A 26153-nucleotide genomic window follows, 5' to 3' on the forward strand; every position below is an offset into this window, starting at 1 on the left:
GGTGAACCCGTCGACCGCGCAGGCCAGGGTGATCGTGGACGAGCTGATCCGCAACACCGTTTCGCACGTCGTGCTCTGCCCCGGCTCCCGCAACGCCCCGCTCTCGCTCGCGCTCTACGACGCGGCCTCGGCGGGCAAGCTGCGGCTGCACGTCCGGATCGACGAGCGCAGCGCCGCCTTCCTGGCGCTCGGCATCGCCGCCCGCACCGGCCGCCCGGTGGCCGTGCTGTGCACCTCGGGCACCGCCGCCTCGAACTTCCACCCGGCCGTGCTCGAAGCCGACCGCGCCGGCGTGCCGCTGATCGTGCTCACCGCCGATCGCCCGCCGGAACTGCGCGCGGCGGGCGCCAACCAGGTCATCGACCAGCGCCGCCTCTACGGCGACGCGGTCCGCTACGGCGACGAGCTGGCCGTCGCCGAACGCCGCGCCGGGCAGAACTCGTACTGGCGCAGCCAGGTCTGCCGGGCCTGGAACGCGGCCTACGGCGAGTGGCGCAGCGGGCCGGTCCACCTGAACATCCCGTTCCGCGAGCCGCTGGTCCCCGACGAGGAGGACGGCGAGTGGTACGAGTCGCTGGAGGGCCGCCCCGGCGGTGCCCGGTGGACCGAGCTGCCCGACTTCGGCGCGCTGCCCGCGTTCGTGGTGCCGTCCGCGCGGCACGGCCTGGTCATCGCCTGCGACACCGGGGTCGGCGCGGCCAGCGAGTGGGCTGAGCAGCACGGCTGGCCGGTGGTCTCGGAGACCGGCGGCATCGGGCTGACCGGGTCGACCGCGATCGGCGCCGGTGCCTGGCTGCTCGGCGTGCCGGAGTTCATCGAGAAGCACAAGCCGGAGCAGGTGCTCTGCCTCGGCAGGCCGACGGTGTTCCGGCAGGTCCAGGCGCTGCTCTCGGACGCCGACGTGGAGGTGCTGCTGGTCCGGCCGGATTCGGACTGGCCCGCGCCCGCGCACAACGTCCGGCAGGTGGGCCAGTGGTTCGCCGAGCCGACCAAGCCCGCCGACCCGGAGTGGCTGGCGAGCTGGCAGCGCGCGGACGCGGCGGCGAAGGCCGCGGTCCGCGAGGCGCTGGCCGAGGAGCCGTGGCCGACCGGGCTGCGACTGGCCGCCGAGCTGGTCGAGGCGCTGCCCGAGGACGCGATGCTGGTGGTCGGCCCGTCGAACCCGACGCGGGACGTGGCGCTGGCCGGCGGCATGCGGCCGGACGTGCTGGTGCACCGCAACCGCGGGGTGGCCGGCATCGACGGCGCGGTGTCCACCGCGATCGGCGCCGCCAGCGTGCACAAGGGACCGTCGTACGCGCTGCTCGGCGACCTGACCTTCCTGCACGACATCAACGGCCTGCTCACCGGGCCCGCGGAGTACCGGCCGGACCTGACCATCGTGGTGCTGAACGACGACGGCGGGGGCATCTTCACCCTGCTGGAGCAGGGCGCGCCGGAGCACAGCGCCGGGTTCGAGCGGGTGTTCGGCACACCGCACGGGGCGGACCTGGGCGCGCTGTGCGCCGGGTACCGCGTGCCGCACGTGGTGGCCGAGACGCTGACCGAGTTCCGGGCGGCCCTGCGCCCGGCGCCGGGGCTGCGGGTGATCGAGGTGCGGGTCGACCGGGCCCGGCACCGCGACCTGCACGCCCGCCTGCGCGCCGCGGTCTCCGCCTCGGTCTGACCCCGGTTCATTGCTATGAGTGGGGCATTACTTGCATTCAACGCAAGTAATGCCCCACTCATAGCAATGGGTCAGCCCGCGAAAGCGCGCGGGCGGATGCCTGCCGATTCCAGGGCGGCCCGGACCGCGCGCGCGATGTCCACCGCGCCCGGCGTGTCCCCGTGCACGCAGATCGAGCGGGCTCCGACGGTCACCGTGGAGCCGTCGATGGCGGTGATCCGCCCGTGCGTGGCCAGGTCGACGCAGCGCGCGGCGATGGCCGAGGCGTCGTGCAGCACCGCGCCCGGTTCCCGCCGCGAGACCAGGTGGCCGTCCGGCGTGTAGGCCCGGTCCGCGAACGCCTCGGTCACCGTGGGCAGCCCGGCGGCTTCCGCGGCCGAAAGCAGGGCGGAGCCCGGCAGGCCCAGCACCGGCAGCGAGCCGTACCGGCGCACGCCCTCGGCGACCCCCTCGGCCTGCGCCGCGTCGGTCACCACGGTGTTGTAGAGCGCTCCATGCGGCTTCACGTACGCGACCCGCGTCCCGGCCGCGCGCGCGAAGGCGTCCAGTGCGCCGATCTGGTAGGTGATCTCGTCCGCGAGCCGGTCCGGCGGCACGTCCATCCGCTGCCTGCCGAACCCCGCGAGGTCCCGATAGGACACCTGCGCGCCGATCACCACCCCGGACCTGGCCGCCCGGTCGCAGGTGGCGCGCATGATGGTCGGGTCACCGGCGTGGAAGCCGCACGCGACGTTCGCGCTGGTCACCACGTCCAGCAGGGCCTCGTCGTCGCCGAGGGTCCAGATGCCGAAGCCCTCGCCGAGATCACTGTTCAGGTCGACCGTCAAATTCCCGGTTGGACCGTTCTCAGCAGGCAAGACCCTCCTTTTGGTTGTTCCTCGGGCCCAGCCGCGGCGATAGGTTCGCCCAAGCTCGAGCCATGGACACTTGGGAGGGTATAGATGCGCCTGAGAACTCGCGCGGGAGCCGGTGCGGTGGCCACCGGCCTCGCCTCGATCCTGCTGGCCACCTCGGCCAGCGCCGCCCCGGCGCCCGGTGCGCCAGGGGCCGGGGATCCCTACTACCCGGGTGCCGGCAACGGTGGTTACGACGTCCAGCACTACGACATCAGGCTGACCTACCAGCCGGCCACCGACCAGCTGTCCGGGCAGACGACCATCCTGGCCACCACCACGCAGGAGCTGTCGTCGCTGAACCTGGACTTCGCGCTCAAGGTCAGCTCGGTGCGGGTGAACAACGCGCCCGCGCAGTTCAGCAAGGACCCGAAGGACGCCAGCGAGCTGGTGGTGAAGCCGGCCAAGCCGCTGGCGAAGAACCAGTTCGTCACCATCGTGGTCAGCTACGCCGACACCCCGTCCAAGGTGGTCGTCGACGGTGCGACGGCCTGGCGCAAGACGCCGACCGGCGCCGAAGTGGTGGACGAGCCGTTCAGCTCGGAGTGGTGGTACCCGGCCAACGACCACCCCACCGACAAGGCCACCTTCGACGTCTCCGTCGAGGTCCCCGACGCGGTCTCCGCCATCACCAACGGCACCCTGGTGCGCAAGACCAAGCAGCGCACCGGCTGGACGCGGTGGAACTGGCGCAGCACCCAGCCGCAGGCCAGCTACCTCGCCTTCCTCGCCGTCGGCGGGTTCGAGGTGCTCCAGTCGACCACGCCGAGCGGGCAGCCGTTCCTGTCCGCCTACGACCCGGCGCTGGGCGCCGCGCTGCCCGCCGCGAAGGCCAGCATCGAGCGCACGCCCGAGGTCACCGAGTTCCTCGCCACCCAGTTCGGGCCCTACCCGTTCGAGGCGCAGGGCGGGGTGGCGTCCAACGCGATCGGCTTCGCGCTGGAGAACCAGACGCGCTCGGTCTACGGCAACAGCTTCTGGCGCAACGGCTCGAACACCTCGGTGGTCGCGCACGAGGTGGCGCACCAGTGGTTCGGCGACTCGGTGTCGCTCGGCAAGTGGAGCGACATCTGGCTGAACGAGGGCTTCGCCAGCTACGCGGAGTTCCTGTGGTCGGAGAGCATCGGCGAGGGCACGGCCGACGAGCTGGCCGAGTACCTGTACAACTCCTACCCGGCGGACAGCCCGTTCTGGCAGGTCAAGCCCGGTGACCCGGGGGCGGACAAGCAGTTCGACGCGGCCGTCTACGACCGCGGTGCGCTGACCGTGCACGCGCTGCGCAAGGCCGTCGGCGACGAGAGCTTCTTCAAGATCCTGCAGACCTGGCAGGCGCAGAAGAAGGGCACGCACGCCACGATTCCGGAGTTCATCGCGCTGTCGGAGAAGATCTCCGGGAAGCCGCTGTACGACCTGTTCCAGACCTGGCTGTACACCCCGGGGCGCCCGGAGTTCAGCCCGACCGGACAGCCGTCGGCGGTCTCGGCGGCGACCGTGGCCCGCGCGGCCGACGGTGCGCCCGCCGAGCCGAAGTCGTGGTCGAAGATCAGGCTCACGCACGCCGAACTGGCGGAGCACGGGCACGGCCACGACCACGGCACGGAAGCCGGGCGGGACTACTAGCGTCCGCACCATGGCTGGTCGGGTGCACGCCCGACCAGCCCGCGGGCTTCCGCGTGACTGGACCGAGCCCGGGCTCGTGGGTGTTGGCGCGACCTGCCACGCCCACGAGGCCCGGGTGGCTAGGGTGTCCCCATGTCCCCCAGGAGTGAGAAGCTGCTGCGGATCGGTGCCCGCGTGCTGGTCGGCATCGCCGCCGTGCTCACCCTGTTGTGCGTGACCCTGTTCTTCGCCGCGGTGCGCAACGACAGTTCGATCACCGACCACCGCGGTCTCGCCGACGCCGAGGTGCTGTCGGTCTCCTTCGACCGGACGCTGATCCGGTTCGTCACCCCGGACGGCGTGGCCCACACGCCCTCGCTGGGCGTGCTCTACCCGGAGGGCCTGGAAGCCGGTCAGCTGGTCCGGGTCGAGTACAACACCGAAGACCCCGAACTGGCGCGCGTCGCCGGGCGGAGTGCCTCGCTGACCCTGCTGCCGCTGGGCACCACGGTCCTGTTCACCTGGCTGGTCGCCGGTCCGGCGTGGTGGTTCTCCCGCCGCCTGCTGCGCAGGTCAGCCCCGGCTGAGTGACGTACCCCGCCACCAGTCGAGCACCGTTTCGGCCAGGCCGGGCGCCGCGACCAGCAGGCCGTCCGAGGGCAGCGCGTTGCCTTCCCCGTGCCGGTCCATCACCACCGCGCCCGATTCGATGGCCAGCGCGACCGCGGCCGCGACGTCCCATTCGTGGTAGCTGTGCAGCACCGCGGCCCCGGCGTGACCCATCGCGACCTGCGCCACCGACAGCGCCGCCGAGCCGAGCACCCGGACCCCGGCGTGCGCGGCGGAGGCCTGTTCGATGAACCCCGCCATGCCCGGCCACGCCCCGCCCCGGCCCAGTTCGGTGCAGATGATCGCGCCGGTGGTGCGCACCGGTTCCCCCGACAACCGCACCGGCGTGCCGTTCGCCCTGGCGCCGCGACCGCGGGCCGCCGCGTAGATCTGGCCCCGGTACGGGTCGGCGATCACCCCGACCACCGGCCCCGACGAGTCGACCAGCGCCAGGCTGAACGCGCACCACGGCATGCCCGCCACGTAGTTCGCCGTGCCGTCCACCGGGTCCACCACCCAGCGGTACTCGGCTTCGTGGGCGCCCAGGTCGGCGCCGAACTCCTCGCCGACCACCGGCACCCCGGGGAACTCGGCGGTCAGCACCCGGCGGGTGTGCCGCTCCAGGATGCGCTCGGTGTCGGTGACCCAGTCGAACGGCGTGTCCCCGGTTTCCGGCCGGGCGCCCCGGCCCGCGGTCGCGGTGATCACGTCGGTGGCGTCGTTGGCCAGCCGGCCGGCGACTTCGAGGGCCTTGGACAGCAGGGCGGGCTCGACGGGCCTGGCCGGGCGGGACGACAAGAGGGTCACGCCGCTCTAGCATGGCCGCGCTCGGTGACCGGAACCCGACGGTGAGGTGACCGGCCCATGGCGAATTCCCGCTGACCGAGGAGTTCGAACGCCGTTGGCCGGTGCGTCACCCGCGCGTGCGACAGTCCGATCGTGCGTATCGCCATCGTCACCGAAAGCTTCCTGCCGCAGGTCAACGGCGTCACCAACTCCGTGCTGCGGGTGGTCGAGCACCTGCGCGACCGGGCGCACGAGGTGCTCGTGATCGCACCGGGGGCCGGGCCCGCCGAGTACCGGGGCGCGCCGGTGGTGCGGATCCCCGCGCTCGGCCTGCCGGTGGTCAACTCGCTGCCGATCGGGGTGCCGACCAGGACCGTGCTCACCGCGATGGCCGAATTCCGCCCGGACGTGGTGCACCTGGCGTCGCCGTTCGTGGTCGGCGCGCGCGGGCTCGCCGCGGCCCGGCGGCTGCGGGTGCCCTCGATCGCGGTGTACCAGACCGACATCGCCGGTTTCGCCGCCGCGTACGGCCTCGGCCTCGGCGCGCGGGCGGCCTGGCGCTGGGTCCGCCGCGTGCACTCCCGGGCGGACCGCACGCTCGCGCCGTCCAGCGATTCGGTGCGGGAACTCCAGGCGCACGGCGTTCCGCGCGTGCACCGCTGGGGCCGGGGCGTGGACATCGAGCGGTTCTCGCCGTCGCACGCCGATGCCGGCCTGCGCGCCGAACTCGCGCCGAACGGCGAGCTGCTGGTCGGCTTCGTCGGCAGGCTCGCGCCCGAGAAGGAGGTCGACCGGCTGACCACGCTGGCCGGGGTGCCGGGCATCCGCGTGGTCGTCGTCGGTGACGGGCCCGAGCTGGACGGCCTGCGCGACCGCCTCCCCGGTGCCGCCTTCCTCGGCGCGAAGTACGGCGACGACCTGTCCGTGGCCTACGCCAGCCTCGACGTCTTCGTGCACACCGGCCCGCACGAGACCTTCTGCCAGGCGGTGCAGGAGGCGATGGCGTCCGGACTGCCGGTGCTCGCGCCGGACGCGGGTGGCCCGCGCGACCTCGTGCTGCACGGCCGGACCGGCTACCTCCTGCCCGCCGAACGCGCGCGCTTCGCCACCGGCCTGCTCGCCCGCATCGAGGAACTGCGCGACCCGGCCCTGCGCGAGCGGCTCGGGAGCAAGGCGCGCAAGGTGGTGCTCGGCCGGACCTGGCCCGCGGTGTGCGGTGAGCTGATGGGCCACTACGAAGCCGTGGCGGGCCGGGCGGCGCAGGCGGCCTGAGTGCACATCGTCCAGCTCGCGAACTTCTACGGGCCGCGATCGGGTGGGCTGCGCACCGCGCTGCACCACCTCGGCGCCGGGTACGTCGCGGGCGGCCACGAGGTGACGCTGGTGGTGCCGGGGCAGCGGTACGCGGAGGAGGTGCTGCCCTCCGGCGTGCGCCGATTCCAGCTGCCCGCACCCAAGATCCCGGGCACCGGCGGCTATCGCGCGGTCGACCCGCACCGGGTGCGCGTGGTGCTGCGCGGCCTGCGGCCGGACCGGCTGGAGGTGTCCGACCGGCTGACCCTGCGCGGCATGGGGACCTGGGCGCGGCGCCACGGCGTGCCGAGCGTGGTCATCTCGCACGAACGGCTGGACCGGCTGCTGGAGCAGTTCCTCGTGCCCGCGCCGATGGCCAGGCACTGGGCCGACGCGGCCAACCGGCGGATGGCGGGCAGCTACGACACGGTCGTCTGCACCACCGCGTTCGCGCGCGCCGAATTCGACCGGATCGGCGTGCCGAACGTGCGCCGCGTGCCGCTGGGTGTCGACCTGCTCGCCTTCGCACCGCGACGGCACGACCCCGCGCTCCGCGCCGAACTGCTCGGCGGCGCCGAGGCGTTGATAGTCCACTGTGGACGACTGTCGCCGGAGAAGCACGTGGAGCGCAGCGTGGACACCGTCGCCGAGCTCACCGAGTCCGGAGTGGACGTTCGGCTGGTGATCGCCGGGGACGGCCCGCGGCGGCGCGCGCTGGAGCGGCGGGCCCGCGGCCTGCCGGTGACCTTCCTCGGTTTTGTCGCCGACCGCACCGAGGTCGCCCGGCTGCTCGCGTCGGCGGACGTCTCGCTCGCGCCCGGCCCGCACGAGACCTTCGGACTGGCCGCGCTCGAAGCACTGGCCTCCGGCACGCCCGCGGTGGTGTCGGCCTCGTCGGCGTTGCGCGAGATCGTGCGCCCGCCCGGTGGCGCGGCCGTCGACGACCACGCGCCCGCCTTCGCCGCCGGGGTCACCGGCGTGCTCGACCGGCCCGAACCCGAGCGCCGCGCGGCGGCCAGGTCGCGGGCGGAGGAGTTCACCTGGCCGAGCGCGGTCCGGGGCATGTTGCGCGTGCTCGGCGGGTAGCGACGTACTGTGGCGGCATGTCCCGTGCCAGCCTCGACAAGGACCCGCGTGAAGTCGCCGCCATGTTCGACGGCGTCGCCGACGGGTACGACCGCGCGAACTCGTTCATGACCTTCGGCTTCGACCGCCGCTGGCGGATCACCACCTCGCGGGTGCTGGCCGCCAAGCGCGGCGAGAAGGTGCTCGACCTGGCCGCCGGCACCGGGGTGTCCACCACCGAGTACGCCGCGAACGGCGCGTGGTGCCTGGCCGCCGACTTCTCCATCGGCATGCTGCGCGCGGGACTGCACCGCAAGGTGCCGATGGTCGCCGCGGACGCGCTGCACCTGCCGTTCGCCGACGACAGCTTCGACGCGGCCACGGTCTCGCTCGGCATCCGGAACTTCGTCGACACCAAGGCCGCGCTGGCCGAGCTGGCCCGCGTGGTGCGGCCGGGCGGGCGGCTGGTCATCTGCGAGGTGTCCACGCCGACCTTCCCGCCGATCCGGTTCCTCTACCGCCGGTTCATCCTCAAGGCGATGACCTGGGTCGGGCGCCGGTTCTCGTCCAATCCGGACGCCTACGGCTACCTCGCCGAATCGATGCTCGCCTGGCCGGCGCAACGCGAGTTCGGCGAGATCATCGCCTCGGCGGGCTGGACCGATGTGGAGTGGATGAACCTCACATTCGGCGTCGTAGCAATCCATCGGGCCACCAAGCCGCCCGTACACTCGGCCCCATGACCTCTCTGCAGCAAACTCGCGACGCCGAGGTGATCGTGGTCGGCGCGGGCCCGGCGGGCTCCACCGTGGCCACCTATCTCGCCAGGGCCGGCGTGGACGTGCTGCTGCTGGAGAAGACGGTCTTCCCGCGCGAGAAGGTCTGCGGTGACGGGCTCACCCCGCGCGGCGTGAAGCAGCTGATCGACCTCGGCATCGACACCAGCGAGGACGCGGGCTGGGTGCACAGCCGCGGCCTGCGCATCCTCACCGGCGAGCTGACCCTCGAGCTGGACTGGCCGGAGCTGACCAGCTACCCGCCCTACGGCGTTTCCCGCACCCGCCAGGACTTCGACGACCTGCTGGCGAAGACCGCGGTCAAGGCGGGCGCGCGGCTGCTGGAGCGCACCACGGTCACCGGCGCGATCACCGACGCCACCGGGCGCGTGGTCGGCGTCGAGGCGAAGACCGGCGAGGAGAAGCGCCCGGTCAGCTACCGCGCGCCGCTCGTGCTGGCCTGCGACGGGGTGTCCGCGCGGCTCGCGCTGAGCGTCGGCATCGGCAAGAACGAGAAGCGCCCGATGGGCGTGGCCGTGCGCCGGTACTACAAGAGCCCGCGCCACGACGACCCGTTCATCGAGGGCCACCTGGAGCTGTGGGACCGCACCGATCCGGCGCGGCCGAAGCTGCTGCCGGGGTACGGCTGGGCGTTCCCGCTCGGCGACGGCACGGTGAACATCGGCCTCGGCATGCTGTCCACCTCGAAGGCCTTCCGCAGCACCGACTACCGCGCGCTGCTGCGCCAGTGGCTGGACAGCACGCCCGAGGAATGGGGCTACCGCGAGGAGAACGCGATCGGCAAGGTCGGCGGCGCCGGCCTGCCGATGGGCTTCAACCGCACCCCGCACTACCGCGACGGCCTGCTGCTGCTCGGCGACGCCGGCGGCATGGTCAGCCCGTTCAACGGCGAGGGCATCTCGGCGGCGATGGAGTCGGCGCAGCTGGCGGCCGAGGCCGTGGTCCAGGCGCTCGCGCGGCCGGAGGGCTCCTCGCGGGAGCGCGCGCTGCAGGGCTACCCGATGGCCGTCGCGGAGCTGATGGGCGGGTACTACCGGCTCGGCAACGTGTTCGCGAAGCTGATCGGCAAACCGGCCGTGATGCGGGCCGCGACCAAGTACGGGCTGCGCATCAACACCCTGCTTCCCTTGGTGTACAAGGGACTTTCCGGCTGCTACGACGCCAAGGGCGGCGACGTGGTCGACCGGCTCATCGCCGCCGCCGCGCGGGCCACGCCCAGCCCCCGGTAAGCGAACGCCTCTTCGGTTGGCGTGTGTTACCTCACACCGGACAAACCGTGTCAGTGCCGGGAATGGGCGCGTTCAGTCCCTTTGTCGCTGGTCTGCGACCTGTGACGCAGTACGGGCGTTCCGTGATCACCCGGAAAGTTAGGTAAGCCTTATACCACGGGGGATGGCGACAAGGCTGTGACTCGCGTCCTACACTGACGCCGTGCCTTGTGAACCGCTTCACAATTTCGACGGCTCGCTTGTGAACTTTTTCACAAGCGGTCGCCGAGGTCGCGGGCCATAACTGCACGAGCAGTAAGGCTGCCCTAACTCTCGGAGGTGTGATCCGGGTCGCTTAGGGTGCGCCACGAGGCACTCAGACCGAGTTTTCGATCGCAGCGGCGCGGAAGGGATGGACGAACCGTGCTGGCGTTGCAACCACCACACTTCGCGGGACAACTGGCTCAGGGGGCCGCGGCCCCCACCCTGGACGTCTACCTCCCGCTGGTCATCCTGTTCGTGCTGGCGATCGCCTTCGCCGTGCTGTCGGTGCTGCTGGGCCCGCTCGTCGGCCCCAGCCGCTACAACAAGGCGAAGCTGGCCGCGTACGAGTGCGGGATCGAACCCTCGCCGCAGCCGGTGGTCGGCGGCGGCCGGATGCCGATCGCCTACTACGTCACGGCGATGCTGTTCATCCTGTTCGACATCGAGATGGTGTTCCTCTACCCGTTCGCGGTCTCCGCGGACGCGCTGGGCCTGTTCGGCCTGGTGGAGATCGTCCTGTTCATCGCCACGGTCGGTTTCGCCTACGCCTACGTGTGGCGGCGCGGCGGCCTCGACTGGAACTAGGGGGCCAAACGCATGGGTCTCGAAGAGAAACTCCCCAACGGAATCCTGCTGGCCAGCCTGGAGGGCCTGGTCAACTGGGCGCGCAAGAACTCGATGTGGCCGGCCACCTTCGGGCTCGCCTGCTGCGCGATCGAGATGATGACCGTCGGCGGTTCCCGCTACGACATCGCGCGCTTCGGCATGGAGCGCTTCAGCGCCACCCCGCGCCAGGCCGACCTGATGATCGTCGCCGGTCGCGTGACGCAGAAGATGGCGCCGGTGCTCCGCCAGATCTACGACCAGATGGCCGAGCCCAAGTGGGTGCTGGCGATGGGCGTGTGCGCCTCGTCCGGCGGGATGTTCAACAACTACGCGGTGGTGCAGGGCGTCGACCACATCGTGCCGGTGGACATGTACCTGCCCGGCTGCCCGCCGCGGCCGGAGATGCTGCTCGACGCGATCCTCAAGCTGCACGCCAAGATCCAGGACGAGCCGCTGAACGCCCGGCGCGCCGAACTGCGCGCGGCCAGCGGGGCCAGGACCGAGCTGATCCCGTCCTCCATCAAGTACGCGAAGAAGTGACGAAGATGCCTGAGGAAGAAAAGCCGGTCACCGGCGGAGAGCAGTCCAGCGCCGAGCGCACCGAGTCGGCCGAACTGCGGCCGTCCGGCCCGCGCCCGGCCGAGCCGGTGGTCGCCGGTCGCGAGCGCAAGGGCATGTTCGGCGTTTCCGGCACCGGGGACACCTCCGGTTACGGCGGCCTGCGGCTGCCCGCCTACTCGCCGGCCCCGGCCGAACGCCCCTACGGCGGCTGGTTCGACGAGTTCGCCGACGAGTTCTTCGCCGCGCTCGGCGAGAACGGCGTGCCGGTCGAAGCGATCCAGCAGGTGACCGTCGACCGCGGGGAGATCACCTTCTACGTCGCGCGCGAGCACCTGCTGGAGATCTGCCGGACCCTGCGCAACGACGGCGGACTGCGGTTCGAGCTGTGCAGCTCGGTCTCCGGCGTGGACTACGGCGTCGACGTGCCGCAGCGGCTGCACTCGGTCTACCACCTGACCTCGATGACCTTCCGCCGCCGCATCCGGCTGGAGGTCGCGGTCGACGTGGACGACCCGCACATCCCGTCCATCGTCGAGGTCTACCCGACCGCCGACTGGCAGGAGCGGGAGGCCTACGACATGTTCGGCATCGTCTACGACGGCCACCCGGCGCTGACCCGGATCCTGATGCCGGACGACTGGGACGGCCACCCCCAGCGCAAGGACTACCCGCTCGGCGGGATTCCCGTGGAGTACAAGGGCGCGGAGATCCCGCCGCCGGACCAGCGGAGGTCTTACTCGTGAGCAGCACCGAAAAGATCTCGGACATCGAGACCGGCACGGACACCTCACCGCGGGGGTCGGCCAGCGCGGACACCTACGCCGAAGAGCGCCGCACCACCGAGGGCCCGGTCTACACGGTTTCCGGCGGTGACTGGGACGACGTGCTCTCCGACGCCGAGCACGACGACCGCATGGTCATCAACATGGGCCCGCAGCACCCGTCCACGCACGGCGTGCTCCGGCTCGTGCTGGAGATGGAGGGCGAGACCGTCACCCAGCTCCGCTCGGTCATCGGCTACCTGCACACCGGCATCGAGAAGAACTGCGAATACCGGACCTGGACCCAGGGCGTCACCTTCGTCACGCGGATGGACTACCTGGCGCCGCTGTCCACCGAGATGGCCTACTGCCTCGCGGTGGAGAAACTGCTCGGCATCCAGGCCCCGCCGCGCGCCGAACTGCTGCGCGTGATGCTGCTGGAGATCAACCGGATCGGTTCGCACCTGGTCTACATCGCCACCGGCGGCATGGAACTCGGGGCCACCACGGCGATGACGCTCGGCTTCCGCGAGCGCGAGGTGGTGCTGCACCTGCTGGAGCACCTGACCGGCCTGCGGATGAACCACGCGTTCATCCGGCCCGGCGGGCTCGCCCAGGACATGCCGGACGACTACCAGGAGGCGGTCGCCGAGTTCGTCAAGACCATGGAGGAGCGGCTCCCGCTCTACGACAAGCTCTTCACCGGCCAGCCGATCTGGCGCAACCGGCTCAAGGACGTCGGTTTCCTCCCGGTGGACGCCTGTCTCTCGCTCGGCGTGACCGGGCCGGTGCTGCGCTCGGCCGGGCTGCCGTGGGACCTGCGCAAGACCGAGCCGTACTCGCGCTACGACGAGTTCAAGTTCGACGTGCCGACCTCGACCGACGCGGACTGCTGGGCGCGGTACCTGATCCGCGTGCAGGAGATGCGCGAGAGCCTCAAGATCATCAAGCAGGCGCTGAAGAAGCTGGCCGACGAGGGCCCCGGCCCGGTGATGGTGGACGACGCGAAGGTGGCCTGGCCGGCGCAGCTGTCGCTGGGCAGCGACGGGCTCGGCAACTCGCTCGAGCACGTCCGCAAGATCATGGGCCAGTCGATGGAATCGCTGATCCACCACTTCAAGCTGGTCACCGAGGGCTTCAAGGTGCCGCCGGGCCAGGCGTACGCGGCGGTCGAGTCCCCGCGCGGTGAGCTGGGCGCGCACCTGGTCTCCGACGGCGGCACCCGCCCGTTGCGCGTGCACGTCAGGGAACCGAGCTTCATCAACCTGCAGTCGATGCCCGCGATGGCCGAGGGCGGGCTGGTGGCGGACGTGATCGCGGCGATCGCGTCGATCGACCCCGTGATGGGGGGAGTGGACCGATGACCTCTTCGACGGAACGCCCGGAGCCGGGCCCCGACTACGCCGACGAGACGCACGTCTCGGCCGGTGGTGACGTGGACGTGCGGGGGATCGCGCCCGGCGACTCGGCGTCCATTTTGGACACCGCTGTGCTGGAGAGCCCGTTCGGGCCGGACATCGTGGAGAAGGCGCAGCAGATCATCGCGCGCTACCCGGTGAGCCGCTCGGCGCTGCTGCCGATGCTGCACCTGGTGCAGTCGGTGCAGGGGTACGTCACGCAGGAGGGCATCGCCTTCTGCGCCGGGCAGCTGGACCTGTCCGACGCCGAGGTCAGCGCGGTCGCGACGTTCTACACCATGTACAAGCGCCGCCCGTGCGGTGAGCACCTGGTCAGCGTCTGCACGAACACGCTGTGCGCCGCGCTCGGCGGGGACGACATCTACCAGAAGCTCCAGCGCCACCTCGGTTCCGACGAAAAGCCGTTGGGGCACGAGGAAACCGCGGGCACGCCTGGCGAGCCCGGCTCGATCACCCTCGAGCACGCGGAGTGCCTGGCCGCCTGCGACCTCGGCCCGGTGATCCAGGTCAACTACGAGTACTTCGACAACCAGACCACCGACAAGGCGGTCGCGCTGGTCGACGCGCTGCGGGCGGGCAAGAAGCCCGCGCCGACGCGCGGCGCCCCGCTGAGCGACTTCAAGGGCGCGGAACTGCAGCTCGCCGGGTTCTTCCCGGAGGACGAGCGCACCTACCGCGCCGAGGTGGACGGGCCGTCGCAGGCCGTGGAAACGCTGCGGGGCGCGCAGGTCGCGCAGGAGCGCGGCTGGACCGCGCCGGTGATGGAAGACGTGCCGCTGCCCGCCGTCGAAGAGAAGAAGTGAGGCAAGCCGATGGCTGACCCCATTACCCCGGTCCTCACCAAGCGCTGGCTCTCGCCGGATTCCTGGCGGCTGGCCACCTACGAGCGCCTCGAGGGCTACACCGCGCTGCGCAAGGCGCTGGCCGGTACGCCGGAGCAGCTGGTCACCCTGATCAAGAACGCGGGCCTGCGCGGCCGCGGCGGGGCCGGCTTCCCGGCCGGCGTGAAGTGGTCGTTCATGCCGCCCAACGAGGACAAGCCGCACTACCTGGTGATCAACGCCGACGAGGGCGAACCGGGTACCTGCAAGGACATCCCGCTGATGATGGCGGACCCGCACTCGCTGATCGAGGGCTGCGTGATCGCCTCGTACGCGATGCGCTCGCACCACTGCTTCATCTACGTCCGCGGTGAGGCGCTGCACTGCATCCGCCGCCTCAACGCGGCCGTGCGCGAGGCCTACGAAGCCGGGTACCTCGGCAAGGACATCGTCGGCAGCGGGTTCGACCTCGACATCACCGTGCACGCGGGCGCCGGTGCCTACATCTGCGGTGAGGAAACCGCGCTGCTCGACTCGCTGGAGGGCCGTCGCGGCCAGCCGCGGCTCAAGCCGCCGTTCCCCGCGGCCGCCGGTCTCTACGCCGCGCCGACCACGGTGAACAACGTGGAGACCATCGCCAGCGCGCCCTACATCGTCAACGCCGGGGCCGACTGGTTCCGCAAGATGGGCAGCGAGAAGTCGCCCGGCCCGAAGATCTACTCGATCTCCGGCCACGTGACCAACCCCGGCCAGTACGAGTGCCCGCTCGGCACCACGCTGCGCCAGCTGCTGGACATGGCCGGCGGCATGAAGGACGGCATCCCGCTGAAGTTCTGGACGCCGGGTGGTTCGTCCACGCCGATGTTCACCGCGGAGCACCTGGACACCCCGCTGGACTTCGAGGGCGCCGCCGAGGCGGGCTCGATGCTCGGCACCACCGCGGTGATGGTGTTCAACGAGACGGTTTCCGTGCCGTGGGCCGTGATGAAGTGGACCCAGTTCTACGAGCACGAGTCGTGCGGCAAGTGCACGCCGTGCCGTGAGGGCACCTACTGGCTGGCGCAGATCCTCGAGCGCATGGTCGAGGGCAAGGGCACCGAGGCCGACATCGACACCCTGCTCGACGTCTGCGACAACATCCTCGGCCGCTCCTTCTGCGCGCTCGGTGACGGTGCGGTCAGCCCGATCACCAGTGGCATCAAGTACTTCCGGGACGAGTTCCTGGCCCTGTGTGAGAGCAACAAGCGCGAGCTGGTGGGAGCGCAGGCATGACCATCGCACCCGACAAGCCCTCGTCGACGGAAGAGACGCCCGTCCCCGAAGGCCACGTCAAACTGATCATCGACGGTGAAGAGGTGATCGCGCCCAAGGGCGAGCTGATCATCCGGACCGCGGAGCGGCTCGGCACCTCGATCCCGCGCTTCTGCGACCACCCGCTGCTCGACCCGGCGGGCGCCTGCCGCCAGTGCCTGGTCGAGGTGGAGATGAACGGCCGCCCGATGCCGAAGCCGCAGGCCTCGTGCACGATGACGGTGGCCGACGGCATGGTGGTCAAGACCCAGCTGACCTCGCCGGTGGCGGACAAGGCGCAGCAGGGCGTGATGGAGCTGCTGCTGATCAACCACCCGCTGGACTGCCCGATCTGCGACAAGGGTGGCGAGTGCCCGCTGCAGAACCAGGCGCTGGCGCACGGCCGCGCGGAGTCGCGGTTCGTCGACACCAAGCGGACCTTCCCGAAGCCGCTGCCGATCTCCAGCCAGGTGCTGCTCGACCGCGAGCGCTGCGTGCTCTGCCAGCGCTGCACCCGGTTCTCCGCGCAGATCGCCGGTGACCCGTTCATCGAGCTGCTCGAACGCGGGGCGCACCAGCAGATCGGCACCGCGGAAACGGCCGACGTGCTGGACATGGCCTCGCGCACGACCAGCGGGCAGCCGTTCCAGAGCTACTTCTCCGGCAACACCATCCAGATCTGCCCGGTGGGCGCGCTGACCAGTGCGGCCTACCGGTTCCGGTCGCGGCCGTTCGACCTGGTGTCCTCGCCGAGCGTGTGCGAGCACTGCTCGTCGGGCTGCGCCGAGCGCACGGACTTCCGCCGCGGCAAGGTGATGCGGAAGCTGGCCGGGGACGACCCGCAGGTCAACGAGGAGTGGATCTGCGACAAGGGCCGGTTCGCGTTCCGGTACGCCGGCGCCGAGGACCGCCTCCGCCGCCCGATGGTGCGCAACGCGCAGACCGGTGAGCTGGAGGAAACCTCCTGGACCGACGCGCTGCGCGCGGCCGCCGACGGCCTGGCCAAGGCCCGCGACGGCAAGGGCGCGGCGGTGCTGCCCGGCGGCAGGCTGACCGTCGAGGACGCCTACGCGTACTCGAAGTTCGCCCGGATCGCCCTGCGCACCAACGACATCGACTACCGCGCGCGGGCGCACTCGGCGGAGGAGCTGGACTTCCTCACCGCGCACGTGGTCGGCACCACCCCGGAGACCGGGGTGACCTTCTCGGCCATCGAGAACGCGCCGACCGTGCTGTGCGTGGCCTTCGAGCCGGAGGAGGAGGCGCCGATCGTCTTCCTGCGGCTGCGCAAGGCGGCCCGCACGAAGAAGGCCAAGATCGTCCACTTGGGACAGTGGACCACGCCGTCGGTGCGCAAGACCTTCGGTGAGCTGCTCGCCTGCGTGCCCGGTGGTGAGGCGGCCGCGATCGACGCGCTCGCCCAGCACGCGCCGGACCTCGACGAGGCACTGGCCGCGGGCGGAGTGGTGCTCGTCGGCGAGCGCGCCGCCGAGGTGCCCGGCCTGTTCTCCGCACTGCTGCGGCTGACCGCCCGCACCGGGGCCCGGCTGGCGTGGATCCCGCGCCGCGCCGGGGAACGCGGTGGCGTGGAGGTCGGCGCGCTGCCGACGCTGCTGCCCGGTGGCCGGTCGGTGGCCAGCGCCGAGGACCGCGCCGAAGTGGCGGAGGCCTGGGGCGTGGGCGAACTGCCCGCCGAACCCGGCCGCGACCTGACCGGCATCCTCGAAGCCGCGTCCGGTGGTCAGCTCGACGGGCTGCTGGTCGGCGGGCTCGACCCGGCCGACCTGCCCGACCCGGACCTGGCCGCCCGCGCACTGGCCAACGTGGGCTTCGTGGTCAGCCTGGAACTGCGCGAGAGCGCGGTCACCGCGCACGCCGACGTGGTGCTGCCGATCGCCCCCGCGGTGGAGAAGTCCGGCTCCTTCCTCAACTGGGAAGGCCGCCGCCGCGAGTTCACCGTGACCCTGGAGGGCACCGGCGCGCTGCCCGACTGCCGCGTGCTCGACACGCTCGCGGTCGAGATGGACGCCGACCTGTTCACCCAGACCCCGGCCGCCGCGGCCGGCGACCTGGCCCGGCTGGCCACCCGGCGCGGTGGCCAGGCCCCCGAGGTCGCGGCCCCCGCCGCCCCGAAGCCCGGTGCCGGCCAGGCGGTGCTGGCGACCTGGCGGCAGCTGCTGGACAAGGCCTCGCTGCAGGACGGCGAACCGCACCTGGCGGGCACCGCCCGCCCGGTGGTGGCCCGGCTGTCCGAGGCGACCGCGAACGGCATGGAGACGGTGACCGTGTCGACCGAGCGCGGCGCCATCACGCTGCCGGTGGTGGTCGCCGACCTGCCCGACGGCGTGGTCTGGCTGCCGGGCAACTCCGAAGGCTCCCAGGTCCGCGCCGCGCTCGCGGCCGGGCACGGCTCGGTGGTCTCGATCGCTGGAGGTGAGCGGTGACCCCGTTCCTGATGCAGGCCCAGGAAATGACCCGCGCGGAGATCCTGGCCGACGACCCGTGGTGGCTGGTGCTGATCAAGGCCGTGGTCATCCTGCTGATCGGCCCGATCCTGACGATCTTCCTGATCGTCTGGGAGCGCAAGGCGGTCGGCCGGATGCAGAACCGGCCCGGCCCCAACCGCGTCGGCCCCGGCGGGTACCTGCAGTCGCTCGCGGACGCGCTGAAGCTGCCGTTCAAGGAACAGATCATCCCGGACACCGCCGACCGCAAGGTGTACTTCCTGGCGCCGGTGCTGTCCGCGGTCCCCGCGCTGGTCGGGCTCTCGGCGATCCCGTTCGGCCCGGAGGTCTCGATCTTCGGTGAGCGGACCCTGCTGCAGCTGGTCGACCTGCCGGTCGGCGTGCTGGTGATCCTCGCCTGCTCCTCGATCGGCGTGTACGGCATCGTGCTGGCGGGCTGGTCGTCCGGTTCGCCATACCCCCTGCTCGGCGGGCTGCGCTCGGCGGCGCAGGTGATCTCCTACGAGATCGCGATGGGCCTGTCGATCGTCGGCGTGATCCTGTACGCGCAGTCGATGTCCACCAGCGACATCGTCGCCTCGCAGCAGTCGGGCTGGTACTTCTACCTGCTGCTGCCGAGCTTCGTGATCTACCTGATCTCCATGGTCGGCGAGACCAACCGCGCGCCGTTCGACCTGCCGGAGGCCGAATCCGAGCTGGTCGGCGGCTTCCACACCGAGTACAGCTCGATGAAGTTCGCCATGTTCTTCCTCGCCGAGTACGTGAACATGGTGATCGTCTCGGCGTTCGCCACCACGTTGTTCCTCGGCGGCTGGATGTTCCCGTTCGTCGGCGCCGACCACGCGCTGAACAGCGGCTGGCTGCCGGTCATCTGGTTCATGGCCAAGATGTTCGTGCTGCTGTTCGGATTCATCTGGCTGCGCGGCACGCTGCCCCGGTACCGCTACGACCAGTTCATGCGCTTGGGCTGGAAGGTGCTGGTCCCGCTGAACCTGGTGTGGATCGTCATGATCGCCACCATCCGGGCCATCCGCGGCACCGACGAGGTGCCGCTGGGGGTGTGGATCGCGGTCGGCGCGGTGGTGCTCCTGGTGCTCGTGGTGATCGCGTTCATGGTGCCGGAGAAGCAGTTGCGCGACGCCGACAGCGTGCCGGTCACCGGCAGCGACTACCCGCTGCCCCCGCTCGATCTCAAGGTCCCCGAGACCACCCCGCGCCAACGGGCGCTCAAGGCCAAGGCACGGGTGTCGAAGAAGCAGCCCGCCGCGGTCTCCGCCGGAAGGGAGAACACCGATGGGGATGTTTGATCCCATCAAGGGCTTCGGCGTCACCTTCTCGATGATGTTCAAGAAGGTGGCCACCGAGGAGTACCCGGAGGCCGGGGCGCCGGCGGCGCCGCGCTACCACGGGCGCCACCAGCTCAACCGGCACCCGGACGGGCTGGAGAAGTGCGTCGGCTGCGAGCTGTGCGCCTGGGCCTGCCCGGCCGACGCGATCTTCGTCGAGGGTGGTGACAACACCGAGGAGGAGCGCTACTCGCCCGGCGAGCGGTACGGCGCGGACTACCAGATCAACTACCTGCGCTGCATCGGCTGCGGCCTGTGCGTCGAGGCCTGCCCGACCCGGTCCCTGACGATGATCAACTTCTACGAGCTGGCCGACGACGACCGCCAGCGGCTGATCTACACCAAGGAGGACCTGCTCGCCCCGCTGCTGCCCGGCATGGAGCAACCGCCGCACCCGATGCGGCTCGGCGAAAACGAGCAGGACTACTACGTGAACGGGCCGCAGCTGGCTCGTGAGCAAGGGAGCGCGTCATGATCACCGCGCTGCTCGCGCAGGCTCCGCCGCTGCCGGAGGCGGTGCCGGTAACCACCGGGGAGACCATCGCCTTCTGGGTGCTGGCCCCGCTCGCGGTGGCCGGTGCGCTCGGCATGATCTTCGCCCGCAACGCGGTGCACTCCGCGCTGTGGCTGGTGCTGACCATGCTCTCGCTCGGTGTGCTCTACATGGTCCAGCAGGCGCCGTTCCTCGGCTTCACCCAGATCATCGTCTACACCGGCGCGATCATGATGCTGTTCCTGTTCGTGCTGATGCTGGTCGGCCGCGACTCCTCGGACTCGGTGGTGGAGGTGCTGCGCGGGCAGCGGCTCGCCGCCGCGCTGCTCGGCATCGGCATGGCCGGGCTGTTCGCCGCCGCGCTGGCCCGGTCGCTGGCCGACGTCACCCCGGCTCCGCTGGTCGACCCGGCCAGCCCGCAGGGCGGTGCGGCGGGCGGCCTCGGCCGCAAGATCTTCACCGAGTACCTCTTCCCGTTCGAGCTGACCTCGGCGCTGCTGATCACCGCGGCGATGGGCGCGATGGTGCTGGCCTTCTCCGACCGGCACGGCAAGGGCGGCAAGAAGTCGCAGAAGGAACTGGTGGTGGCCCGCTTCCGCGGTGAGCACGCCCGGCCTTCGCCGCTGCCCGGCCCCGGGGTGTTCGCCACCGCCAACTCGGTGGCCACCCCCGCGCTGCTGCCGGACGGTTCGGTGGCGCCCGAGTCGCTGTCGGAGATCATCGAGTCCACCACCGCCTCGCACTTCGAGAGCGAGCGCAAGCAGGTCGCCGGCGACGAGCCCGGCCCCGACGCGCACGCACTGGTCGGTGGCAAGGAAGAAAAGGACGAAGGCGAAGCGAAATGACGCCGACGAACTACCTCCTGCTCTCCGCGCTGCTGTTCTCCATCGGTGCGGTCGGGGTGCTGGTGCGCCGCAACGCGATCGTGGTGTTCATGTGCATCGAGCTGATGCTCAACGCGGTGAACCTCACGCTGGTCACCTTCGCCAGGATCAACGGCAATCTCGACGGCCAGGTGATGGCGTTCTTCGTGATGGTCGTGGCCGCCGCCGAAGTGGTGGTCGGGCTGGCGATCATCATGTCGATCTTCCGCACCCGCCGGTCGGCCTCGGTCGACGACACGAACCTGCTGAAGTACTAGGGGTCATAGAGTGATCGCATCATCGTGGCTGCTGGTCGCCTTCCCGGCGCTCGGCGCGCTGATCCTGCTGGTCGGGGGCAAGCGCACCGACGCGTGGGGGCACCTGCTCGGTACGGCCACCGTCGCACTGTCCTTTGTGTACGGTCTGGTGCTGTTCTTCGCGAACAGCTTCGACACGCCCAGCGACGTCAAGCTGTTCTCGTGGATCCCGGTCAACGAGCTGCAGGTGGACTTCGGGCTGCGGATGGATCCGCTGTCGATGACCTTCGTGCTGCTGATCACCGGGGTGGGCATGCTGATCCACTTCTACTCGGTGGGTTACATGCACGACGACCGCGGCAGGCGGCGGTTCTTCGGCTACCTGAACCTGTTCGTCGCCTCGATGCTGATCCTGGTGCTGGGCAACAGCTTCGTCACGCTGTACCTCGGCTGGGAGGGCGTCGGCCTCGCCTCGTACCTGCTGATCGGCTGGTACCAGGACCGCCCGTCCGCGGCCACCGCGGCGAAGAAGGCGTTCCTGATGAACCGCGTCGGTGACGTCGGGCTGGCGCTGGCGATCTTCCTGATGTTCAAGTACGTCGGCAGCACCGGCTACGCCGAGGTCTTCGCCGCGGTGGACCAGATCCCGCCGGGCGTGGTCACCGCGATCGCGATCCTGCTGCTGCTCGGGGCGTGCGGCAAGTCCGGTCAGTTCCCGCTCCAGGCCTGGCTGCCGGACGCGATGGAGGGCCCGACCCCGGTTTCCGCGCTCATCCACGCCGCGACCATGGTCACCGCGGGCGTCTACCTGGTCGCCCGCTCCGGCGAGATCTTCAACGCCACCGAGTCCGGTCGGCTGGTGGTCACCCTGGTCGGCGTGGTCACGCTGCTGATCGGGTGCGTCATCGGCTGCGCCTACGACGACATCAAGAAGGTGCTCGCCTACTCCACGGTGAGCCAGATCGGCTACATGATGCTGGCGGTCGGGCTCGGCCCGTTCGGTTACGCGCTGGGCATCATGCACCTGCTCACCCACGGTTTCTTCAAGGCGGGGCTCTTCCTCGGCGCCGGTTCGGTCATGCACGGCATGAACGACGAGGTGGACATGCGGAAGTTCGGCGGGCTGTGGCGCAAGATGCCGATCACCTTCGCCACCTTCGGCCTCGGTTACCTCGCGCTGATCGGCTTCCCGTTCCTGTCGGGCTTCTACTCGAAGGACGCGATCATCGAAGCGGCCTTCGGCGCGCCCGGCTGGCAGGGCTGGGTCTTCGGTGGCGCGGCCACCCTGGGTGCGGCGCTCACCGCGTTCTACATGACCCGGCTGGTGATGCTCACCTTCTTCGGCAAGCAGCGCTGGAAGGAGATCAAGTCCAGCGATGGCCGCGACTTCCACCCGCACGAGTCGCCCCCGGTGATGACCGTGCCGATGATCATCCTGGCGGTCGGCTCGGTGGCCGCGGGCTTCCTGTTCACCACCGGCGACGCGCTGGTCGAATGGCTCACGCCGGCGCTGGGTGAGCTGCGGGAGGCCGAGCACACCGCGCTGCCGCACGGCCTCATCCCGTTCCTGGTGGTTGGCCTGTCCGCGCTCGGCGCGCTGGCCGCCTACCTGATCTTCCGCCGCGACACCCCGGTCGAGCGGCCGGAGCGGGTGTCCTTCCCGGTCCGCGCGGCCCGCAAGGACCTGTACGGCAACGCGCTGAACGAGACGCTGGTCGCCCGGCCGGGCATCTGGCTCACCCGGTTCGCCGTGTTCCTGGACAACCGGGGTGTGGACGGCGCGGTCAACGGCCTGGCCGCGAGCCTGGGCGGCGGCTCCGGTCGCCTGCGCCGGCTGCAGACCGGATTCGTCCGCTCCTACGCGCTGTCCATGCTCGGCGGTTCGTTCGTCGTCATCGCCGCGCTCCTGCTGGTGAGGTTCTCATGACCCTGTTGCTAGTCCTCATCCTGCTGCCGCTGGCCGGGGCGATCACGGTCACCGCGCTGCGCTCGAACGACCGGGTCGCCACGCTCACCGCGCTGGCCGTCTCGGTGGTCGAGCTGCTGCTGATCATCCCGCTGTGGCTCGGTTACGAGCCGCGCGGCGAGCGCATCCAGCAGGCGTCCTCGATGGACTGGATCCCGAACTTCGGCATCCACATCTCCTTCGGCATGGACGGCATCGCGCTGGTGATGATCGCGGTGATCGCGTTGCTGGTGCCGCTGATCATCGGCGGCACCGCGGCCATCGACAAGCTGCCGAAGGGGCGCAGCGCGGGTGGCTACTTCGCGCTGATCCTGGTGCAGCAGTCGCTGACCATCGCGGTCTTCGCGGCCACCGACGTGTTCCTGTTCTACGTGCTGTTCGAGATCATGCTGATCCCGATGTACTTCCTGATCGGCGGCTACGGCGGCCCGAACCGGCAGTACGCGGCGGTCAAGTTCTTCCTGTACTCGTTCCTCGGCGGCCTGATCATGCTGGCCTCGGCGATCGGCGCCTACTCGATGGCGTCGGACGAGCTGGGCCAGGGCACCTTCGACTGGGCCACGCTGGTCTCGGTGGTGCGGGACGCGCCGACCGGTACGCAGATCTGGCTGTTCCTCGGCTTCTTCCTGGCCTTCGCGATCAAGGCGCCGCTGGTGCCGCTGCACACCTGGCTGCCGGACGCGGCCGGGCAGGCGCCGATCGGCGTGGCCGTGCTGCTGGTCGGCGTGCTGGACAAGGTCGGCACGTTCGGCTTCCTGCGCTACTGCATCCCGATGTTCCCCGACGCCAGCCAGGCGCTCGCACCGCTGGTGCTCACCCTGGCCGTGGCCGGTGTGGTCTACGGCTCGATGCTGGCCGCCGGGCAGTCGGACATGAAGCGGTTCATCGCCTACGTGTCCATCGCCCACTTCGGCTTCATCGCGCTGGGCATCTTCGCCTTCACCGAGCAAGCTCAGGTCGGTTCGGTGTCGTACATGCTCAACCACAGCCTGGCCACCGGCATGCTGATCCTGGTGATCGGCATGGTGATCGCCCGCGGCGGGTCCACCCGGATCGCCGACTACGGCGGCATGGCCAAGGTGACCCCGGTGCTCGGCGGGCTGTTCTTCATCGCCGGTCTGTCCACCCTGTCCCTGCCGGGCACGAACTCGTTCATCAGCGAGTTCCTGGTGCTGCTGGGGTCCTTCGACACCCGGCCGGTGTTCACCATCGTGGCCACGCTGGGCCTGGTGCTCGCCGCGGCCTACGTGCTCTGGCTGTACCAGCGGATCTTCCAGGGCCCGGTGCGCGGTGACGCGCTGATCGGCGCGGGCGGTGGCCCGGGTACCGCGGTGGCGCCCGAGGTCGGGGCCAAGAAGGCGATCCGCGACCTGTCCAAAGTGGAGATCGGCGTGCTGGCGCCGATGGTGGTGCTGATCATCGGGCTCGGCTTCTACCCGAAGCCGGTCCTGGACACGATTACTCCTTCGGTGGAAGCCACGATGTCCGCCGTGCAGGAAGGCAACTGATGCTCGAGGTATTCCTGGCCCAGGATCCGGGCAAGATCTCCGCCCCGGCGATCGACTACGCGGCGATCCTGCCGATCCTGATCATTCTCGGCGCGGCGTGCGTCAGCGTGCTGTTCGAGGCGTTCCTGATCAAGCACCAGCGGTGGTCGGCGCAGGTCATCCTGTCCCTGCTGGCCATCGTGGCGGCCGGGATCGCGCTGGTGGTCTACGTCGGCGACTCGCCGGAGCGCGGTGTGACCACGCTGACCGGCTCGCTCTCGATCGACAAGCCGGCGTTGTTCCTCTGGGGCACGCTGCTGGCGCTGGCGATCGGCGCGGTGCTGCTGATCGCGGACCGCTCGGTCGAGCCGGGCGGCGCCTTCGTCGCGCAGGCGGCGATCCGGCCGGGCACCTTCCAGGACCGCGCGCAGGTCGGGTCCACCGGCATGCAGACCGAGGTCTTCCCGCTGACGCTGTTCGCGCTCGGCGGCATGATGGTCTTCACCGCGGCGAACGACCTGCTGACCATGTTCATCGCGCTGGAAGTGCTGTCGCTGCCGCTGTACCTGATGTGCGGACTGGCCCGCCGTCGCCGCCTCATCTCGCAGGAGGCGGCGGTCAAGTACTTCCTGCTGGGTGCCTTCTCCAGCGCGTTCTTCCTGTACGGGCTGGCGCTGCTCTACGGCTACGCGAACTCGGTGAAGCTGGCCGACATCGCGAACGCCACCGCGGGCACCAACCGCTCGGACACGCTGCTGTTCGCCGGCCTCGGCCTGCTCATGGTCGGCCTGCTGTTCAAGGGTTCGGTCGGCCCGTTCCACACCTGGACCCCGGACGTCTACCAGGGCGCGCCGACCCCGGTCACCGCGTTCATGGCGGCCTGCACCAAGGTCGCCGCGTTCGGCGCCATCCTGCGCGTGCTGACCGTCGGCTTCGAGTCGACCAGCTGGGAATGGCGCGGCGTGCTGTGGGGCGTGGCGATCGTGTCGATGGTGCTGGGCGCGGTGCTCGGGCTGACCCAGACCGACGTCAAGCGGATGATCGCCTACTCCTCGATCGCGCACGCGGGCTTCCTCCTGGTGGGTGCGATCGCGATGACCGAGCAGGGCCTGTCGGGCACGCTGTTCTACCTGCTGGCCTACGGCTTCACCACGCTGGCCGCGTTCGGCGTGGTCAGCCTGGTGCGCGACTCGAACGGCGAGGCAACGCACCTGTCGGCGTGGGCCGGGCTGGCCAAGCGGTCGCCGGTGCTGGCCGGGGTGTTCACCTTCCTGCTGCTCGCGCTCGCCGGGATCCCGCTGACCAGTGGGTTCATCGGCAAGTTCGTGGTGTTCGAGGCCGCGCTGACCGACGGCATGGCGCCGCTGGTGGTGATCGCGCTGGTGGCCAGCGCGGTGGCGGCGTTCTTCTACCTGCGCGTCGTGGTGCTGATGTACTTCTCGGAGCCGTCACCGGAGGGGCCGACGGTGACCGTGCCGGGCACCTTCACCACGGTGGCCATCACCCTCGGCGTGATCGTCACCCTGGTCCTCGGCATCATCCCGGCCTTCGCCCTCGACTGGGCCAGCGCCGGCGGCTTCGCCAGCTGAACCGATTGCTATGAGTGGGGCATTACTTGCGTTGATTGCAAGTAATGCCC

At 70.6% G+C, this 26153-nt stretch carries 23 protein-coding genes; 21 read left to right on the plus strand and 2 right to left on the minus strand.

The window, feature by feature from the left end; genetic code table 11:
• The first annotated feature begins 1 nt into the window (after position 1).
• On the plus strand, positions 2-1666 hold the full coding sequence (gene menD, locus JYK18_RS14735) for a 2-succinyl-5-enolpyruvyl-6-hydroxy-3-cyclohexene-1-carboxylic-acid synthase (protein WP_206802611.1): 1665 nt from the start codon (positions 2-4) through the stop codon (positions 1664-1666).
• Between the two features lie 71 nt (positions 1667-1737).
• On the opposite strand, the gene JYK18_RS14740 is transcribed toward menD, so the two are convergent.
• The gene (locus tag JYK18_RS14740; protein ID WP_206802612.1) at positions 1738-2493 is read right to left on the minus strand and encodes a LamB/YcsF family protein; all 756 of its coding nucleotides are present in this window, start codon (positions 2491-2493) and stop codon (positions 1738-1740) included.
• 114 nt (positions 2494-2607) lie between these two features.
• Between JYK18_RS14740 and JYK18_RS14745 the strand changes: the two genes are divergently transcribed.
• Positions 2608-4179 carry a M1 family metallopeptidase gene (locus JYK18_RS14745; RefSeq protein WP_206802613.1) on the plus strand — a complete coding sequence of 524 codons (1572 nt, stop codon included), beginning with the start codon at positions 2608-2610 and terminating at the stop codon, positions 4177-4179.
• Positions 4180-4311: 132 nt separating this feature from the next.
• Entirely contained in the window at positions 4312-4749 is a 438-nt protein-coding gene (locus tag JYK18_RS14750) for a DUF3592 domain-containing protein (RefSeq protein ID WP_206802614.1), read from the plus strand.
• On the opposite strand, the gene JYK18_RS14755 is transcribed toward JYK18_RS14750, so the two are convergent.
• A complete protein-coding gene (locus JYK18_RS14755; RefSeq protein ID WP_206802615.1) occupies positions 4732-5574 on the minus strand; it encodes an inositol monophosphatase in 843 nt (280 codons plus the stop codon). The two genes, JYK18_RS14750 and JYK18_RS14755, sit on opposite strands and share 18 nt — an antisense overlap.
• A 132-nt stretch (positions 5575-5706) precedes the next feature.
• Here JYK18_RS14755 and JYK18_RS14760 point away from each other — a divergent pair, with 132 nt between their 5' ends.
• From JYK18_RS14760 to nuoN, 18 genes are all read left to right on the plus strand, one after another.
• The gene (locus JYK18_RS14760; RefSeq protein ID WP_206802616.1) at positions 5707-6825 is read left to right on the plus strand and encodes a glycosyltransferase family 1 protein; all 1119 of its coding nucleotides are present in this window, start codon (positions 5707-5709) and stop codon (positions 6823-6825) included.
• Positions 6826-7932, plus strand: coding sequence for a glycosyltransferase (locus JYK18_RS14765; RefSeq protein WP_206802617.1), 1107 nt, complete (start codon positions 6826-6828; stop codon positions 7930-7932). It abuts the gene before it with no gap.
• 17 nt (positions 7933-7949) lie between these two features.
• A complete protein-coding gene (locus tag JYK18_RS14770; RefSeq protein WP_206802618.1) occupies positions 7950-8654 on the plus strand; it encodes a demethylmenaquinone methyltransferase in 705 nt (234 codons plus the stop codon).
• On the plus strand, positions 8651-9937 hold the full coding sequence (locus JYK18_RS14775; protein ID WP_206802619.1) for a geranylgeranyl reductase family protein: 1287 nt from the start codon (positions 8651-8653) through the stop codon (positions 9935-9937). The genes JYK18_RS14770 and JYK18_RS14775 overlap by 4 nt, the downstream gene beginning before the upstream one ends.
• Positions 9938-10348: 411 nt before the next feature.
• On the plus strand, positions 10349-10765 hold the full coding sequence (locus JYK18_RS14780) for an NADH-quinone oxidoreductase subunit A (RefSeq protein ID WP_242580926.1): 417 nt from the start codon (positions 10349-10351) through the stop codon (positions 10763-10765).
• A 12-nt stretch (positions 10766-10777) separates the two neighbouring features.
• A complete protein-coding gene (locus JYK18_RS14785) occupies positions 10778-11326 on the plus strand; it encodes an NADH-quinone oxidoreductase subunit B family protein (protein ID WP_113695746.1) in 549 nt (182 codons plus the stop codon).
• A 5-nt stretch (positions 11327-11331) separates the two neighbouring features.
• Positions 11332-12090 (plus strand): NADH-quinone oxidoreductase subunit C, encoded by a 759-nt coding sequence (locus JYK18_RS14790; RefSeq protein WP_206802620.1) that lies wholly within the window; start codon positions 11332-11334, stop codon positions 12088-12090.
• Positions 12087-13472, plus strand: a complete 1386-nt coding sequence (locus tag JYK18_RS14795) for an NADH-quinone oxidoreductase subunit D (protein ID WP_206802621.1) — start codon at positions 12087-12089, stop codon at positions 13470-13472. The genes JYK18_RS14790 and JYK18_RS14795 overlap by 4 nt, the downstream gene beginning before the upstream one ends.
• Positions 13469-14329: an NADH-quinone oxidoreductase subunit NuoE gene (gene nuoE / locus JYK18_RS14800; protein WP_206802622.1), complete on the plus strand. Its 861-nt coding sequence runs from the start codon at positions 13469-13471 to the stop codon at positions 14327-14329. The genes JYK18_RS14795 and nuoE overlap by 4 nt, the downstream gene beginning before the upstream one ends.
• A gap of 9 nt (positions 14330-14338) precedes the next feature.
• Positions 14339-15619, plus strand: a complete 1281-nt coding sequence (gene nuoF, locus JYK18_RS14805) for an NADH-quinone oxidoreductase subunit NuoF (RefSeq protein ID WP_206802623.1) — start codon at positions 14339-14341, stop codon at positions 15617-15619.
• Entirely contained in the window at positions 15616-18081 is a 2466-nt protein-coding gene (locus JYK18_RS14810; RefSeq protein ID WP_206802624.1) for an NADH-quinone oxidoreductase subunit G, read from the plus strand. Before nuoF ends, JYK18_RS14810 begins: the two co-directional genes overlap by 4 nt.
• Positions 18082-18092: 11 nt before the next feature.
• Complete coding sequence (gene nuoH, locus JYK18_RS14815) at positions 18093-19409, plus strand: NADH-quinone oxidoreductase subunit NuoH (RefSeq protein WP_206804242.1); 1317 nt, start codon at positions 18093-18095, stop codon at positions 19407-19409.
• Positions 19396-19923 carry an NADH-quinone oxidoreductase subunit NuoI gene (gene nuoI / locus JYK18_RS14820; protein WP_113695751.1) on the plus strand — a complete coding sequence of 176 codons (528 nt, stop codon included), beginning with the start codon at positions 19396-19398 and terminating at the stop codon, positions 19921-19923. The genes nuoH and nuoI overlap by 14 nt, the downstream gene beginning before the upstream one ends.
• Positions 19920-20786, plus strand: coding sequence for an NADH-quinone oxidoreductase subunit J (locus JYK18_RS14825; protein ID WP_206802625.1), 867 nt, complete (start codon positions 19920-19922; stop codon positions 20784-20786). The genes nuoI and JYK18_RS14825 overlap by 4 nt, the downstream gene beginning before the upstream one ends.
• Positions 20783-21082 (plus strand): NADH-quinone oxidoreductase subunit NuoK, encoded by a 300-nt coding sequence (gene nuoK, locus JYK18_RS14830; protein ID WP_113695753.1) that lies wholly within the window; start codon positions 20783-20785, stop codon positions 21080-21082. The genes JYK18_RS14825 and nuoK overlap by 4 nt, the downstream gene beginning before the upstream one ends.
• Positions 21083-21092: 10 nt before the next feature.
• Positions 21093-22988 carry an NADH-quinone oxidoreductase subunit L gene (nuoL, locus tag JYK18_RS14835; RefSeq protein WP_206802626.1) on the plus strand — a complete coding sequence of 632 codons (1896 nt, stop codon included), beginning with the start codon at positions 21093-21095 and terminating at the stop codon, positions 22986-22988.
• Positions 22985-24535, plus strand: a complete 1551-nt coding sequence (locus JYK18_RS14840) for an NADH-quinone oxidoreductase subunit M (RefSeq protein WP_206802627.1) — start codon at positions 22985-22987, stop codon at positions 24533-24535. Before nuoL ends, JYK18_RS14840 begins: the two co-directional genes overlap by 4 nt.
• Positions 24535-26103: an NADH-quinone oxidoreductase subunit NuoN gene (nuoN, locus tag JYK18_RS14845; RefSeq protein ID WP_206802628.1), complete on the plus strand. Its 1569-nt coding sequence runs from the start codon at positions 24535-24537 to the stop codon at positions 26101-26103. The genes JYK18_RS14840 and nuoN overlap by 1 nt, the downstream gene beginning before the upstream one ends.
• Positions 26104-26153: the final 50 nt, after the last annotated feature.

The organism is Amycolatopsis sp. 195334CR (assembly GCF_017309385.1).
Classification (GTDB): domain Bacteria; phylum Actinomycetota; class Actinomycetes; order Mycobacteriales; family Pseudonocardiaceae; genus Amycolatopsis.